Annotated in this window: 14 protein-coding genes; 6 read left to right on the top strand and 8 right to left on the bottom strand. The window is 71.0% G+C overall.

What is annotated here, in order from left to right; all coding sequences use genetic code 11:
• Positions 1–151: 151 nt before the first annotated feature.
• From NBZ85_RS04965 to NBZ85_RS04955, 3 genes are read left to right on the top strand one after another with little or no spacing between them, the layout of a single operon-like run.
• The gene (locus NBZ85_RS04965) at positions 152–613 is read left to right on the top strand and encodes a cupin domain-containing protein (protein WP_261561560.1); all 462 of its coding nucleotides are present in this window, start codon (positions 152–154) and stop codon (positions 611–613) included.
• 34 nt (positions 614–647) lie between these two features.
• Positions 648–1,517 carry an SDR family oxidoreductase gene (locus tag NBZ85_RS04960; RefSeq protein ID WP_261555426.1) on the top strand — a complete coding sequence of 290 codons (870 nt, stop codon included), beginning with the start codon at positions 648–650 and terminating at the stop codon, positions 1,515–1,517.
• Positions 1,514–2,479, top strand: coding sequence for an alpha/beta hydrolase (locus NBZ85_RS04955; RefSeq protein WP_261555424.1), 966 nt, complete (start codon positions 1,514–1,516; stop codon positions 2,477–2,479). The genes NBZ85_RS04960 and NBZ85_RS04955 overlap by 4 nt, the downstream gene beginning before the upstream one ends.
• A gap of 98 nt (positions 2,480–2,577) precedes the next feature.
• Here NBZ85_RS04955 and NBZ85_RS04950 read toward each other — a convergent pair whose 3' ends face one another.
• The 3 genes from NBZ85_RS04950 to NBZ85_RS04940 form a co-directional block, all read right to left on the bottom strand.
• On the bottom strand, positions 2,578–5,256 hold the full coding sequence (locus tag NBZ85_RS04950) for an FAD/NAD(P)-binding protein (RefSeq protein ID WP_261561556.1): 2,679 nt from the start codon (positions 5,254–5,256) through the stop codon (positions 2,578–2,580).
• Positions 5,257–5,632: 376 nt separating this feature from the next.
• Entirely contained in the window at positions 5,633–5,986 is a 354-nt protein-coding gene (locus tag NBZ85_RS04945; protein WP_261555420.1) for a VOC family protein, read from the bottom strand.
• A 345-nt stretch (positions 5,987–6,331) separates the two neighbouring features.
• On the bottom strand, positions 6,332–7,513 hold the full coding sequence (locus NBZ85_RS04940; RefSeq protein WP_261555417.1) for a macrolide family glycosyltransferase: 1,182 nt from the start codon (positions 7,511–7,513) through the stop codon (positions 6,332–6,334).
• A 227-nt stretch (positions 7,514–7,740) separates the two neighbouring features.
• On the opposite strand from NBZ85_RS04940, the gene NBZ85_RS04935 reads away from it, so the two are divergent.
• On the top strand, positions 7,741–8,577 hold the full coding sequence (locus NBZ85_RS04935) for a TIGR03620 family F420-dependent LLM class oxidoreductase (RefSeq protein WP_261555415.1): 837 nt from the start codon (positions 7,741–7,743) through the stop codon (positions 8,575–8,577).
• A gap of 155 nt (positions 8,578–8,732) precedes the next feature.
• On the opposite strand, the gene NBZ85_RS04930 is transcribed toward NBZ85_RS04935, so the two are convergent.
• Positions 8,733–9,098, bottom strand: a complete 366-nt coding sequence (locus tag NBZ85_RS04930; protein WP_261555413.1) for a VOC family protein — start codon at positions 9,096–9,098, stop codon at positions 8,733–8,735.
• Between the two features lie 198 nt (positions 9,099–9,296).
• Between NBZ85_RS04930 and NBZ85_RS04925 the strand changes: the two genes are divergently transcribed.
• Positions 9,297–9,662, top strand: coding sequence for a YybH family protein (locus NBZ85_RS04925; protein ID WP_261555411.1), 366 nt, complete (start codon positions 9,297–9,299; stop codon positions 9,660–9,662).
• On the opposite strand, the gene NBZ85_RS04920 is transcribed toward NBZ85_RS04925, so the two are convergent.
• Both NBZ85_RS04920 and NBZ85_RS04915 read right to left on the bottom strand, forming a co-directional pair.
• Positions 9,599–10,621, bottom strand: coding sequence for an MBL fold metallo-hydrolase (locus tag NBZ85_RS04920; protein ID WP_261555409.1), 1,023 nt, complete (start codon positions 10,619–10,621; stop codon positions 9,599–9,601). The genes NBZ85_RS04925 and NBZ85_RS04920 overlap by 64 nt on opposite strands.
• Positions 10,622–10,820: 199 nt before the next feature.
• On the bottom strand, positions 10,821–11,087 hold the full coding sequence (locus NBZ85_RS04915; RefSeq protein ID WP_261555408.1) for a nuclear transport factor 2-like protein: 267 nt from the start codon (positions 11,085–11,087) through the stop codon (positions 10,821–10,823).
• Between the two features lie 135 nt (positions 11,088–11,222).
• Between NBZ85_RS04915 and NBZ85_RS04910 the strand changes: the two genes are divergently transcribed.
• The gene (locus NBZ85_RS04910) at positions 11,223–11,795 is read left to right on the top strand and encodes a TetR/AcrR family transcriptional regulator (protein WP_261555406.1); all 573 of its coding nucleotides are present in this window, start codon (positions 11,223–11,225) and stop codon (positions 11,793–11,795) included.
• A 257-nt stretch (positions 11,796–12,052) separates the two neighbouring features.
• On the opposite strand, the gene NBZ85_RS04905 is transcribed toward NBZ85_RS04910, so the two are convergent.
• Positions 12,053–12,646, bottom strand: coding sequence for a GNAT family N-acetyltransferase (locus NBZ85_RS04905; RefSeq protein WP_261555404.1), 594 nt, complete (start codon positions 12,644–12,646; stop codon positions 12,053–12,055).
• On the bottom strand, positions 12,643–14,004 hold the full coding sequence (locus NBZ85_RS04900; RefSeq protein ID WP_261555401.1) for an NsdA family TPR-like regulatory protein: 1,362 nt from the start codon (positions 14,002–14,004) through the stop codon (positions 12,643–12,645). Before NBZ85_RS04900 ends, NBZ85_RS04905 begins: the two co-directional genes overlap by 4 nt.
• Between the last annotated feature and the right edge of the window lie 452 nt (positions 14,005–14,456).

Raw genomic sequence — 14,456 nt, 5'->3', positions numbered from 1 at the left:
GACCGACTGTGGTCGGGTTCGAGGTTTGAACGCCGCAATAAGGAACACCTTTTCAGCAAGCAGGATGAAGGCGTTCCGGATGCGTGCGCCCTACGCTCGGGGCAGGGCCAATGGACGTCGCACCGACGATGCGAAGGAGAACGACGTGAGCATGCTCTATCTCGCCCAGGCCCAGCAGCAACAGCAGCTCGAATGGCTCGACGGCGGAACTCTCACGATGGTGCTCGACGGCGCGGCGACCGACGGCCAACTGATGATGGGCAGATTCGACGTCAGTGAGGGCGAGGCGCCGCCCTACCACCAGCACACCCTCGAGGACGAGGTGTTCATGCTGATCAAGGGCACCGCACTGGTCTGGTATGACGACCGCGAGTACGAGCTGACCGACGGCGGCGTGGTCTTCCTCCCCAAGGGCAAGCCGCACGCCTACCGGATCACGTCCAAGAAGGCCGACCTGTTGATGATCAATACGCCGGCCGGCATCGAGGGCATGTTCCGCTACGCCGGCCGCGACACGTCCACTCCGCGACCCGACGGCTTCCAGATCTCCCCCGAACGGATGGCCGAAGCGGCTGAGCAGTTCGGCAACATCGTCGTCGGACCGCCGCGCTGACCCCGATCGATCCCTCCGCCGAAGGAGAGCAACGATGAAGATCCTCGCGACCGGGGCGACCGGCACGTTCGCCGGGCTGGTCGTGCCCGCTCTCGTGCGCCACGGCATCGATGTACGCGCGGTCGTGCACGACCCGGGCAAGCGCGACATCCCGCTGGGGCACGGCGCGGGCGAGACCGTCACCGCGGACCTCGGTGACCCGGCCAGTCTGCGCGCCGCGTTCGACGGCGTCGACGGCGCATTTCTGATCACTCCGGCCTTCGCGCCGGACGCGACGAAAATGGGACTCAACGTCGTTGAGGCGGCACAGGCCGCCGGCGTCCGGAAGATCGTCTACAACGGCGTCTACCACCCCTCCCTACCGTTGGAGAACCACGCCAGCACCCGGCCGATCGAGGCGGCCCTCTACGCCTCGACGCTGGACTTCACGATCCTGCAGCCCGCGATGTACCTGCAGGGTCTCGACGGCGCCTACGAGCAGGCCCGCCGCACCGGCGCGCTCGTCATGCCCTGGTCGAAGCACTCGAAGATGACCTACGTCGACTACCGCGACGTCGCCGAGGCCGCCGCGCTCGCGTTCGTCGACGATCGGCTCTCCTTCGGCACGTTCGAGCTCGCCGCACCCGGCACGGTGGACCGCGTGCGGCTCGCCGAGCTGATGACCGAGGTCGCCGGTCGCGAGGTGACCGCCGAGGACCTGCCCGCCGGGTTCACGTTGCCGCCCGGGCAGCCCGCCGGTCTGGGCGCGATGTTCGCCGAGTACGACCGGCACGGCTTCCACGGCGGCAACCCGCTCGTGCTGCGCACGATCCTGCAGCGCGAGCCGCGCACACTGGCCGCCTACATAGCCGAACTCGGCGCATCCGGGGACCTGCAGGCCTCTGGAAGGACAGTGGACCGATGACGCTGGAACTCGATCCGCAGATCGCCGAGGCACTCGGCCCGCTCATGGCCGGGCTGGCCGATGTGGCACCGCCGCCGGTCGGCGATGTCGACGGCCGCCGCGTCGTCATGAACACGATGCTCGCCACCGTCGACCGGCTTCAGCCCACGGCCGACGACGTTCGCATCACCGATCACGAGCTGACCACCGCGGACGGAGCCAGGCTGCTCCTGCGCTGGTACCGAACCAGCGACACCGTCGGCGTCGCGCCCGGGCCCGGGCCCGCGGTGCTGTACCTCCACGGCGGCGGCATGATCCTCGGGAGCGTGTCGATCAACGACGGTGCCGTCAGCCGCCTGGTGTCCCGCAGCGGCGTGCCCGTCCTCGCCGTGGACTACCGCCTCGCCCCCGAGTACCCGTTCCCCACTCCGGTCGAGGACGTCTATGCCGGGCTGCAATGGCTGCACGAACACGCCACCGAGCTCGACGTCGATCCGGCTCGCATCGCTGTCATGGGCGACAGCGCGGGCGGCGGCCTGGCGGCCGCGGTGTCGATCCTCGCCCGCGACCGCGGCGGACCGGCCATCGCGCGACAACTGCTGATCTTTCCGATGCTCGACGACCGCACCACGATTCCGGACTCACACATCGCGCCCTTTGCCGCCTGGACCTACGAGGACAACATCACCGGCTGGCAGGCGTTCCTCGGTGCGCGCGCCGGTGGCACCGATGTACCGGCACTCGCGGCTCCCGCGCGGCTCGAGGACGCGACCGGGCTGCCACCGGCCTACCTCGAGGTCGGTCAGCTCGACATCTTCCGCGACGAGGATCTGGCCTATGCACTGCTGCTCGGCCGCGGCGGTGTGCCTGTCGAACTGCACCTCACCCCAGGCGCCCCGCACGAGTACGACGCCATCGCCTATCAGAGCGACGCCGCGCGCCGAGCCCTGGCCGACCGGGTCAGGGTCATTCGCTCTTTGTGACGGCCCCGCGTCTGTCCAAGCCGAACTTTCGGTGACCGGGAACAGGCTTGACCTTGACCCTGGGTCAGGGTTCCAGCATGGCGGCATGAAGGTGCCGGTCACTCGCTCGGTGACGAGCTCCGAGTTTGCTGGCCGGTGAGGAGCTGCGCACGGCGGTGGACGTCACGGGGGGAGCAGCGGCGGTCGAGCCGAGTCTGGAGAAGAGACTGGGCGATGTCGGGCCGGTTGGCCTGGATGGCACAGTAGATCGTGGTGTCCTCGACGATCTCGCGCTGGGCGGCGCTGCCCCCGAGCCTGTCGACGCCCGGCAACGCGATCAGCGCGTCGGTCGCCCGGTCGGGATCACCATGCAGGAGATGCATCAGGGCGTCGGCCAGCGGCGCGACGGTGTCGGTGAACACCGCGCTGTTCCGGGCGGCCGCGGACCGGCGCAGCTGCGCGAGTCGGCGGCAGTCCCCCACGGCGGCGAGGGCGATGGCCGAGTGGAGCCCGACGAAGGGCGTCGGCGGATCGACGAGCAACGCGCCGGGAACGGTCTCCAACACCGGTCCGAGTTCCACCGACGTCCAGGCGCCGGCCGCGAAGCCGCGCCACAGCAGCGACGCCGAGTCGATCAGCGCCCGGACGCCGGAGACGGCCGGCGGCGAGAGCTGGGTCGAGAAACGCGCCCGGATCGCGCTGTCGTCACCGAGTGCGAGTTCGTGCAGGGCCGCGTGCCAGGAGAAGTGCGCCCGATGCGACGAATCCGACCCGCAGGTCGAGATCCAGGCGTCCAACCAGGCCAGCCCCGCCTCGTGATCGCCGGTCTCGTAGTGGACGTGGGTCTTCGCGTGGACGGCGTGGCCGGCGGTCGGTTCGACGGCCAGCGCCAGTGCGGCGAGTTCGGCCGCCTCGTCCCAGTTCCCCTGCTCCTGGCGGGTGAAGGCGAGCAGCCCCCGGTACCACCAGTCGTCGCGGTAGACGGCAGCCAGTCCTTCGACCAGGGCCCAGGCCTCGGCCGGGATCTCCGTCGCGCCGCTGAACGCGATGGTCGGCACGGCGATGCTGACGGCCAGGGCGTCTTCCGGGTAGGCCTGGATATAGCTGAGCAGTGCCGCCGCCGAACCGGCTGCCCCCGGCTCGCGGATGCGGGCGGCGACGACGTCGATGAAGCGCCGCTCACGCTCGTCGGCCCGGCCGGCGTGGCGTTGCGCGTCCCGCAGAGCCGTTTCCACATCGACGTCGGCGCCCCACTCGGCGCCGAGCAGCGCCAGCACCGCCTGCCCGAGGGCGAACTGGGGGTCGGCCGCGACCGCTTCGGCCACCAGTGCCTCGGCTCCGGACTGCACCCGCAGGATCCGTCCGAGCCCGGCGACATAGCGACCGGCCGCCTCCGGGCTGGCGGTGAGGGGCAGGCCGTAGGGGTCGCGCACCCGCCGGACGACCCGTGGCCCAGGCAGGGCGGCCACGACGGCGCGGGCGAGCGCGGCCGCCTGGCCGCGGATCTCGGGGATCGCCGTGCTCTCCCACAGCTCGCCGCGCCGCAACGGTCCGATGGCCCAGATCGCCGGCCGGGGCCCGTCGGCCGCGACCAGCCGCCCGGACGCCTCGGTGGCGAAGCCCAGGTCCAGGCCGTCCGGGGTCGCCAGGCCGGCGGCGAGCAGGTTCATGACCAGGGGATCATGGCTGGTCCGCACGCCGGCGCCCGCACCGGTGCAGTTGACCACGGCCGCGGCGAGTACCCGAGAGCCGTCACTGAGCGAGACCTCGACGCCGGCCGCGGTGTCGGAAGCGTCGACGACCTGCGCGGCGTGCACGACCAGCGATCCCTCGGCGCGGCGTTGCTCCAGCCAGGCGTGGATGGCGGGGTCGACGCGGTGCCGCACCTGCTCCCAGCGCCGCATCGTCGTGGCGACGAAGCTCGACCGGGCGGCCGCGTCCAGCCGCGACCACAACTCGGCCGTCACCGGGCGCATCGCGTCCACGGCCCGCCGCCAGTCGCCACCGGCCGCGCGGATGTGAGCGAAGACGAGCCGGCGGGCCTGGGCGTGGCTCACCGGTCCGTCGGGCAACTCCGGGGCGGCCAGCGGCGGCGCCGGGTCCAGCGCGTGGGGCAGCGGAAGCAGCCCGTGACGCGAGGTCACATGCAGGCGCACGCCGGCCCGGCTCCAGCGCTGGGCCATGTCGGCCATGGTCAGACCCGAGCCGACGAGCAGCACGTCGCTGCCGGCCGGGACGCGAGGCTGGGAATCCGCCCGCCACGGATCACCGACGAACCGCGGCGACCGGGCCAGCGCCGGCGGAGCCCACGACGTCGTCGCAGCACCGTGCCCGAGCGCGAGGACGACACCGTCGACCGGATGGCTGGTCCCGTCGTCGAGCGTCAGCCGCAGCCGGGGGCCGTGCCGGCGGACGTCCGCCGCGCGGGCGCGCACCCGCTCGCAGTGCACCCCGCTCGCGGCGCGCAGCGCCTCCTCCAGCGTGTGGCGGAGGTAGTCGGCATAGAACTGGCGGGGCGCGAAACCCCCGGCGGGAAAGTCGACCGCGACGTGCTGGCGAAGCCAGCGCAGGAAGTGCTGCGGATCATCGTCGAATGCGCTCATCTTCGCGGCCGGGACGTTGAGCCGGTGCCGCGGATCCCGGGTCAGATACGCCAGGCCCTCACCGACGCCGTCCGGTTCGACGAGCAGTATTGTGAATCTTCGGCCGGTAACCGCCACGGACCTTGCCAGGTGGGCGGCGGCGAGGCAACCGCTTGCCCCACCACCCACCACCGCGACGACCACCGGCGCACTCATCGGGACCGTCGACAGTATGTGTGCGGACACCTGGGCATAGGGATCTCCCTCTCCATCTGTTCTGGTCGCTTTCAGGTTAAGCACAGTCGTGGCTGGCCGTGGCCCAGATCGACAGAACGTTACAGTCGTGGCTGGCCGTGGCCCAGCTGGACAGAACGTTGGGGCAGCCGTGAGGTCCAGCTCGCGACCAGATACCTGCCGACGAGGCCGAACGCGACACCCAGACCGGTACGCCACCTCGCGGCGTCCTTGACCAACCCGGCGGAGTTCCGCTCGGTGCCAGCGAGCTCCGCCCAGGGGCACCGTGTCGCCGGTTGGCCTGATCGCTCCCACGCCGGCCGGTGCCCGGCCGGCGTGGGAGCGGACCGAATACGTGTCAGCGCTGAAGTGACTTGTAGAAGACCAGGCCGTTGCCCTTGTTGTCATACACCACGGCACGGCGTTCGTGAGCGTCGTCGTAGGGGCCTTTCACGATGGCGCCGCCGTTCTCCTCGATCGCCTTCGCTGCGCCGTCGACGTCGTCGGTCTTGATGCCCACGACGACCTGGCCGTGTATGGGGTGATCGATCGCTGTGGCCAGGGCGAGGGTCACCGAGCCGCCGTCGAGAGCCGCGTAGTGGGCGCCGTCGCGGAACTTCAGCGGGAAGCCGAGGGTTTCGGTGTAGAACTTGATCGACTCCTCGAGATCGTCCGTCGACAGGACGATCATCCGTACCTGCTGGTCGCTCATGGGTGCCTCCTATGACCGGATCGGTTCGGAGACCCGCACCGGGATAACGCCGAACCGGTGGGGTTCGTGGGTTCCGCGATTGCTGGTACATCAACAACCTAGACCCTGTCAGCCGTAGCGGAGGCGGAGTCGCGGGCCGCGTCCAGCAGACGGAAGGCCCGCGGGCCCGGCCCGGCAGGACAACACCCGCGCGCAGAGGCAGCCGCTGTCCTCTGAGCCGGGTCCCCGGTCGGTGCGCCGGCCGCGGTCTCGGTGACGTAGACCGCGCCGTCGGCGGCGACAGCGATCTGGCGTGGTCCGTCGAGTCCCCCCGGGTGACCGGCGCCGGCCAGGGCCAGCAGGTGATCAGGGCAGGAACGATTCGACGGCGTCGGCGGCGGCCTCGATCCCGCCGTTGGCGTGTAGCACGGCCCGGATCCCCGCCAGGCGGCCGGCGATCTCGGCGCGGGAGGCGGCGGACTCGACGGCGACCCGCAGCAGCGGCGGGCTGACCCGATCGGCGGCGAGCTGCTCGCCCACGCCGAGGGCGGCGAGGATCGCGGCGTTGCCGAACTGCTCGGCGGCCAGCGGGATCGCGACCGTCGGCACGCCGAACCACAGCGCCTCCACGCAGCTGCCCATCCCCGCATGCGTGACGAATGCCGACGCCGCCGCGAGCACGGCGAGCTGGTCGACACCGCGGTGTACCTCGACGTTGGCGGGCAGCGGACCGAGCGCGGCGGGGTCGACGCGGCGGCCCACCGCCATCACCACGTGCCAGTCGGTGCCGGCGAACGCCGTCGCGGCGGCCCGGTAGATGTCCGGCCGGTCGTTGTAGACGGTGCCCAGCGACACCAGCAGCACCCGGCCGGCGCCCGGCGGCGCGGTCCATGCCCGCTCGGCGAGCCGCGCGGGGTCCAGGCACGGGCCGACGTGGCGCACACCCGGCCGGACCCGGTCCAGGTGCGGCTGCAGGATCGGGGGGATCAGCGACACGGCGGGCCGGTCAGCGCCCAGCCACTCCCAGGGGTCGCGGTCGATGCCGGAGTCGTGCAGCCAGCTGGCGAACGCCGTGTGGTACTCCTTGCCCGGCACGCTGGTGTGCAGCGCCGCCAGGGCCTCGGCGTTGTCCTGCTCGAAGCCGTCCCACGGCACCCACGTCGGGGACAGCAGCACCGCGGGAACGTTCCACCGGGCGGCGAGTACCGGCCCAGCCTGCGCGGCGACGTCGTGGATCAGCAGATCCGGCCGGTCGTCGTCGAAATGGCGGGCGAGCGCGGGCAGGGTGGTGACCGCCTCGGTCAGCAGCATCCGGGTGACGAGTTCCGCGGCCGGGTTGTCCGGCCAGTCCCCGTCCTCGGCGGGCAGCGTCGAGGGGTAGGTGACGGGACGGGCGCCGGTGGGCTCCACCAGCCCGGCGAGCCGGTCGCCGACGGCGTAGCTGACCCGGTGGCCGCGGCGGACGAGCTCGGCGATGACGCCGAGTGAGGGGTAGATGTGACTCGGCGTGGTGGTGCCGATCATGGCGATGTGTCGCGGGGTGCGCATCGTGTCCTGCCGTTCAGCATCGTCTGGTGATCGCCGGTGACCTCGTCGAGGCGGGCGCGTCGTTGCCGGATTCGGGCGCGTCCCTCCCGTTGTCGCCTGGGCCGGTCCGCAGGTTGCCCCCCGACCCGGAAGGGGCGCCCGGTAAGGGGGGTGCCCGGCGGGCTACGTACGGGTGCCGCGCGGTCACCTGCCGGAACAAGCCTCCGCACCGGCGGGTTTCGTGACCCATGAGCACTCTCGGCACCATCGGTATCGCGAGTTCGACCATCGCCTTCAGCACGGACACCGCCGCCGCCGTCACCGCGGCCGCCGAGGTCGAAGGGCTCGGCTATGCGACGTTGTGGCTGCCTGGCGGCCAGGGCAACAATGTCACCCTCGTCGAGCAGGTCGTGCGGGGGACGGACAGCCTGGTCGTCGCCAACGGCATCCTGTCCGTCGACCAGGTTCCCGCCGCCGAGGTCGCGGCGACCTACGCGGCGCTCGCCGCCGACCATCCCGGCCGCTACCTTGCCGGCCTCGGCGGCGCGCACGGCGCGAGACCGCTGGACACCCTCGGCGCCTACCTCGACGCTCTCGACGCCGCGCAGCCGGCGGTGCCGGCCGACGGGCGGATCCTCGCCGCCCTCGGCCCGGCCATGCTCCGCCTCGCCCGCGATCGCGCGGCCGGGGCGTACCCCTACCTCGTCACCCCGCAGTACGTCACCGACGCGCGCGCCGTCCTCGGCCCAGACCGGACGCTGGCCGTGCTCGTCACCGTCATTCCCGACCGCGACCCGGCCGCCGCGCGGGGCGCCGCCCGCGAGTCGATCCGCTTCCTGACCACCGTCCCCGGCTACGCCCGCAACCTGGCCCGGATGGGCTTCACCACCGACGACGTCGCCGACCTCAGCGACCGGCTCGTCGACCAGGTCACCGCGTGGGGCGATGTGGAGGCCATCGCCAAGCGGGTCGCCGAGTACCTCTCCGCCGGCGCCGACCAGGTCGTGCTCCAGGTCAACGACGCGATCGGCGGCGAGTCGGAGTCCACCTGGTGGCGCCGCCTCGCCGACGTCCTGCTCCACTGACCCGGCTGTGGCGGGCGGTGGGCTCTCTGGACTACTGGGCATCCTCGTTTCCGATGGCCTACGGACTGGCCGGGCGCGGCAGCAACCTGGTGCTGCTCGATACGCTGGAGGAGTTCGACTGGGTGATGGCCGTCAACTTCCGCGCGCCCTGCGGCTCACCCGTCTGCTCCTGCCGGCCCTGCGCGCCAGTCGGGGAAGTACACGCCGCGGCCGCCGCCCCGGTGGTAGATCTCACCGGGGTGGTGCCGCGTGGGGTCGGCCCAGTAGCCGATGCCGGCCCGCCGGATCCGGTCGAAGATCGCGTCGAATTCCGGTTCGGAGACGAGGAAGGCATAGTGCTGCGCGGTGATGGTCGGCTCGTCGCTGGTGGCAAAGTCGAGGGTGATGCCGTTGCCGGTGGCCACGGGCAGGAACGGGCCGGTCGGCGTCCCGACGGACAGGCCGAGGATGCCGGCCAGGAACTCGGCGGATTCGCGCCGGTCCCGGGCGACGACGATGGTGTGGTTGAGTTCGACGGACATCGTGCACCACCTCCGTCCACCAGTGTCCGCCGCCGAGCGGCAGGGCAACAGCCGGACGACCGAGCCCCCGGAACCATCAGCTCTGGTTCTGGATCTCATACGGATCATCTGTTGGACATCTGCCTGCCGGGCCGGAGATCCTGGAATGGCCGCACTTCGGCGCGGACCAGAACCAGGACTCTCCACGGAGGTGGACACATGTCGGAACGCGACAAGGCATGGCAGCCCGAGGACATCACCCGGCTGTTCGTCGAGCGGGTCAACGCCCGTGACGCCGAGGGCATCGCGGCGCTCTACGAACCGGACGCGGTGATGGCCTACCCGCCGGGCAGCGTGACGGTGGGCCGCGAGGCCATCCGCGCCTTCTGGGCGACGGCCCTGCCGCACCTGCCGCCGTTCGAGCAGGAGGCGCCCCTGCCGACCCTGGCCAGCGGCGACATCGCCCTGACCTCGACGCCACCGAAGGACGGCGCCGGCGCCCGCGCCCAGGTGGTCCGCCGTCAGCCGGACGGTTCCTGGCTGCGGCTGATCGACCAGCCGGAGTTCACGACCCCGCCCGCCTGAGGGGAGCCGGTGCCCCGGGTGGCGTCCCACTCGGCCATGCCGGTGAACAGGTCCACCATGGCGGCCTGGGGGAGGTCGGGGTCGAGGCCGCGGTAGATGTTGTAGGTGGTGACGGTGATCCGTTCGGCGTCGCGGAGGGAGGCGAACCGGTCGAGGTCCATGCCGAGGGCGGCGTGCTTCCAGTCGATGCCGGCGGCGAACGCGGTGCGGGCCTGGGTGTCGACGTGGTGGAGGTAGGCCCTGACCTCGTTCACGCCGTCGAGGTCGGTCACCGGGCCGTGCCCGGGGACGATGACGTCGGGGTCGAGGGCGATGATCGTGTCGAGGGCGGCGATCCAGCTGCTGATCGGACCGGCCCACATGATCGGTGTGCTGCCGATGAAGAGAAGGTCGCCGGCGAACACCGTTGCGGCGGCGGGGATGTGCACCACGACGTCACTGTCGGTGTGCGCGGGCCCGAGCGGCAGCACGTGGACCTCGCGGTCGCCGACGGTGAGGGTGCCTGGTCCGGTGATCTCCTGGTCCGGGGTGCGCAGGGAGATGTCGTCGAACCGGAACGGGCCGAAGGCGCGGGTGATGAACGGGGTGAGAACAGGGCCGAGGTCGACGGAGACGACCTGGGCGAGGAACTGCGGGGACTCGTCTTCGACGAGATGACGTGAGACGCCGGGTGCCGCGTGGATGCGGGTGTGTTCGGGTACGAGAACGTTGCCGAAGCAGTGGTCGCCGTTCCCGTGGGTGTTGACCAGGTCGCTGATCGGCCGCCGCGCGGTGATCGGAGCCATCGCGGTGAGCATCTCGCGGGTCAGCTCAAGGTCGAACAGGGTGTCGACCAGCAGACTTGCATCCTGGCCGGTGACGAGGCCGGCGTTGCTCCAGCCCCAGCTGCCGTCCGGGGCCAGCCAGGCCCAGATGCCGGCCGCGACCTCGTGCAGCCCCTTCGTGTACGGAACGGCCACGTCGAACTCCATGTCGCTTCGGGCGTACTGCCGCAGACGGCAGGACTGTCTGCACTGTCACGAAGGCGTGTGCAGATATCGGCGGGCTCGAACCCTGAGTATGGCACCGGTAACTCGGCGAGCATCCCAGGGGCGGGGTGGCCATTCGTTGATGGCGGCGACGGGGACCGGTGCTTCGTCGCGGACGGCGAGCGCACGGTCAGGCCGCGAGGGCCGCGGCAAGCTCGTCGAGCCGGCCGAACGCCCGGGCGAACCCGACGGCGTCGGTGTAGTCGCGGGACTCGACGATCTGCCCGTCGCGCACCCGCAGCACGGAGATGCACGGGATGTCGAAGGCGTCGGTGTCAGTGTGCTCGGCGTACAGCGCGACCAGCTGATCGAGCTGGGAGCGGTCGCCGAGCACGAGCCGCGGCACCCCGTCGGCGAGCGCGTGGAAGACCTCGGTGGGCGTGGCGACGGTCGTCATCGGTGCCTCCGGTCGCATAAACGAAGTGATGGCTTCGGATCCTAACCGAAGTGGCAGCTTCGTTTACACCGCCGCGGCGGCGGCGGGTGATACGACGGACGGCGGGGGCCGACGTCGGGTGAGGGGTGGTCGCGGATGCGGGTGGACGCCCGGCTGAACCGCGAGCGCATCCTCGCCGCCGCCGAGGAGGTGTTCGGCGAGCTCGGCGCGCAGGCGTCGACGGAGGAGGTGGCCCGGCGGGCCGGGGTGGGCGTCGCGACGGTGTTCCGCCACTTCCCGACCAAGGCCGGCCTCGTCGAGGCGACGCTGGTCCGGCATTTCGACGACCTCGCCGCGCACGCTCGCACGCTCGTGGCCGCGCCCGCGCCGGGTTCGGCGCTCGCCGAGCTGGTCACCGCGATGATCGAGCGGGGTGCGACGAAGGTGACGCTGGCGAACCTGCTCGGCATCCCTGACCAGCTCCCCCCCGGCGCGGCGGACGCGGCCCGCCAGCTGCGCGACGCCGTCGACGACGTGTTGCGCCGCGCGCAGGAGGCAGGGGTGGCTCGCGCGGACGTCTCCGTCGACGAGCTCTACTTTCTGGTGCGGGGCCTGACCCAGGCGGCGGCCGCGCTACCCGTGCCCACCGCGGTCAGTCGCGGCGCGGTCGCGGTCGTCCTGGCCGGCCTCGCCGCGGGGCCCGGCAGCGGCCCCTCGCCGCGCCGGTAGGCCGAACCGCGGGGTTGGCCCCCCCGGGGCTGGGGCGACCGCCGTTGCTCGGGTGCCTGCTTGCGTGGGTGACCGTTGGCTACGGTGGCGGCCCGGGCCCGGTGGTGATCCGGGGCCCGGCCACCGCTCTCGTCCCGTTGCGTGGTGTCCCGTTGCGTGGTGTCCCGTCGTGTTTCGCTGCGTTGTGTTCGCGGTGCTTGTGTGCCGGTGATCGTGTGGTGAATGCCTCGGGTGTCGAGCTGTCAGTGTGGGTTCTGTCAGCGTGGGTTCTGCCTGGCCTGGGCGGGCACGGTGGGCAGGCCGCGCGGGGCGGCGCTCCAGGCGGCCTGGCTGACCGTGTAGACGGCATGGTCCTCGCCGTGGATGAACTCCAGGCGCTTCGGGGTCATGCCGAGCCGTTCGGCGACGCGGACCGACGCGGTGTTGTCCGGCAGGATGACCGCGACGACCTCGTCGAGGTCGGACCGCTGCGCGAAGGCCCAGTCGATGGCGGCGCCGGCCGCCTCGCGCGCGTAGCCCCGGCCCCAGCGGTCGCGGCGGATGAACCAGACGGCCTCGACGCCGGGCCAGCCGGGCTCGGTCCACAGCCCGGCTCGCCCGACAAGTGAACCGGTCGACCGTTCCACGACGGCCCAGGGGCCCACGCCGGTCAGCGCCCAGCAGCCGATGTTGCCGGCCATCGCATGCCACACGCTGTCCGGATCGGGCCGTCCACCGATGTGGCGGGTGAACTCGGGATCGGACCAGATCTCGACGAAACCGGGAACGTCGGCATTATCGAGCGGACGCAGAACGAGGCGCTTCGTGGTGAGTGTCGGAATGGCCGTGACGGCCGCCTCTTTCGTCGTCATACCGGCGTTCCGGCCGGCAGCGTCCGGCACGCCTCGAGAAAGGAGGAAACCGCGGGCAGCCGATGATGTTCCGGGGAAAACGACGAGGCGCACTGCCGAAGTCGAGTTTTCACGGTGTGGGTCAGTTCCGCCGGCGCGGACGACATTACCGTCATGGCGATCCGGGCCGCTTCCTCGGGTGCCGCATCGGGGCCGAGGAGATGTTGCGAGGCGTCGGACATCGAGGCGTGATGTGATTCCTCGACGGTGAAGTCGGCGCCCCTTCGACGGTAACCGGCGACCGCGATCGGCGCCCATTCCCGGGCCATGTCGGCGTCGCCCATCGTGATAGCAACCCCGGATCGGAACATGGCAACCGCCGCCGGGCCGACCGGAGTTTCTCCCGGCATCGGTGCCATCGCGCAGGACGCCGCCTCCATCCGGTTCAGCGCGCGCCGGGCGTTGTCGTTGTCGCCCGCCTTCGCATAGGCCCGCGCCTCGTAGGCGGCCATTCTCGCGTCCATGTACGGGTGGTTCACATGGCGGACGATGCTCAGCGCGGCAATGGCCTGGCGATAGCGCTGTGTGTGATAAGCGATAGAGCTCTGCAGGGCCGCGACCGACATGATGAGAACGGGCTCATTAATCTCGTTCGCGTACGTTCCGGCGAGGCCGGCGAACCGGCGGGCGGAACGGAAGTCATCCGTGTTGAAGGCCAGCCGGCCGAGGAAGTAGGTGAGCTGGCCGCCGATCAACGTCACCCGGCTGCGGGTGCTCGCGGACATCCGGCCGTCGAGGATCGCCTCGATCTGCTTCCAGCGCCCGGCAACCTCGCCGAGCAGGGCGGCGTGCGGGGCCGAGCCGTAGACCTGCGCGATCTCGTCGACGTCGGACTCCAGCTCGTCGAGCGTGCGGTCGGAGGCGCTGCCGATCTCGATGCGCTGCCGGGTGGAGACCGCCAGGGCGGACAGGGCGGGCAGCGCGGGCAGCGCCGCGAACTCTCGCCGGTTCGTGGAAATCACCCCTTGATCGATTGTCCGTGCACCATTGGCTACGAGCATCCCCTCCGGTGCAGGAACGTATTCATCAGTCGGTTTTCTCATCGGGGGCACGACGCCGAGGCGTCGTGCCCGCTTTTCCCGGTCGGCGACGTCACGCAGCCGCCTGATCGCCCCCCCGCAGGGGAGAACGACATCCAGGGCATCGGAGAGGTCCGGTGAAGGTACCTCCCGACCGTTGACTGCCCGAGATACCTGCTGCCTTTTGAATCCCGTCCTTTCTGCCAGCCTGCTGATGTTGGTCTCGTTATCTCCGATCAAAGACTGGAGCATGTCTGCCAGCTGGTCCAGCGCATCATTGCGTTGCCGTTCAGCCTCCACCGTCAACCTCCGGGCCGCATCTGTATCGAGGGGCGCAACAAGCCGTTGCGTGACAAGCACCTATCTGTTGCACTCTGTTGCTGAGCTGGGGACGAAGTGTGTCATGGCACCTACCCAGGCACGTCCGGGCCACCCAGGTGGGTACCGCGGGAGTGCCCCCGGCACCGGTGATCCGGTTAACGCCGTTTCGAGGAGGTTTCGTGACACCATCGAGCCCTTCGGCAGGAATACCGAGTTCCGTATCCCCTCCCCTCGAGGGCCAAGAGGTTGTGCACGCCACATCGCGGACCCCCGATGGGGGTCATTCGGTCTCGACTCTGCCGGGGTCTACCCGGGATGGGGGGGACATTCCTCCGAATCTGGCTCACACGGGTGGTGCGATGGGACCTTGGTCCCGGTACCGGTGGCACCCTGACAACCGATGTGCTCCCTGCGCACCGACCACTCGGGCC

It is taken from the genome of Frankia tisae (assembly GCF_025403405.1).
Lineage (GTDB): Bacteria > Actinomycetota > Actinomycetes > Frankiales > Frankiaceae > Frankia > Frankia tisai.
This window is presented reverse-complemented; position numbering and strand designations above follow the sequence as displayed.

Bases quoted from the DNA above. Each gene is read 5' to 3' on its own strand.
- NBZ85_RS04965 (WP_261561560.1), top strand. From the start codon at position 152: ATGCTCTATCTCGCCCAGGCCCAGCAGCAACAGCAGCTCGAATGGCTC.
- NBZ85_RS04960 (WP_261555426.1), top strand. From the start codon at position 648: ATGAAGATCCTCGCGACCGGGGCGACCGGCACGTTCGCCGGGCTGGTC.
- NBZ85_RS04955 (WP_261555424.1), top strand. From the start codon at position 1,514: ATGACGCTGGAACTCGATCCGCAGATCGCCGAGGCACTCGGCCCGCTC.
- NBZ85_RS04950 (WP_261561556.1), bottom strand. From the start codon at position 5,256: ATGAGTGCGCCGGTGGTCGTCGCGGTGGTGGGTGGTGGGGCAAGCGGT.
- NBZ85_RS04945 (WP_261555420.1), bottom strand. From the start codon at position 5,986: ATGAGCGACCAGCAGGTACGGATGATCGTCCTGTCGACGGACGATCTC.
- NBZ85_RS04940 (WP_261555417.1), bottom strand. From the start codon at position 7,513: ATGCGCACCCCGCGACACATCGCCATGATCGGCACCACCACGCCGAGT.
- NBZ85_RS04935 (WP_261555415.1), top strand. From the start codon at position 7,741: ATGAGCACTCTCGGCACCATCGGTATCGCGAGTTCGACCATCGCCTTC.
- NBZ85_RS04930 (WP_261555413.1), bottom strand. From the start codon at position 9,098: ATGTCCGTCGAACTCAACCACACCATCGTCGTCGCCCGGGACCGGCGC.
- NBZ85_RS04925 (WP_261555411.1), top strand. From the start codon at position 9,297: ATGTCGGAACGCGACAAGGCATGGCAGCCCGAGGACATCACCCGGCTG.
- NBZ85_RS04915 (WP_261555408.1), bottom strand. From the start codon at position 11,087: ATGACGACCGTCGCCACGCCCACCGAGGTCTTCCACGCGCTCGCCGAC.
- NBZ85_RS04910 (WP_261555406.1), top strand. From the start codon at position 11,223: ATGCGGGTGGACGCCCGGCTGAACCGCGAGCGCATCCTCGCCGCCGCC.
- NBZ85_RS04905 (WP_261555404.1), bottom strand. From the start codon at position 12,646: ATGACGACGAAAGAGGCGGCCGTCACGGCCATTCCGACACTCACCACG.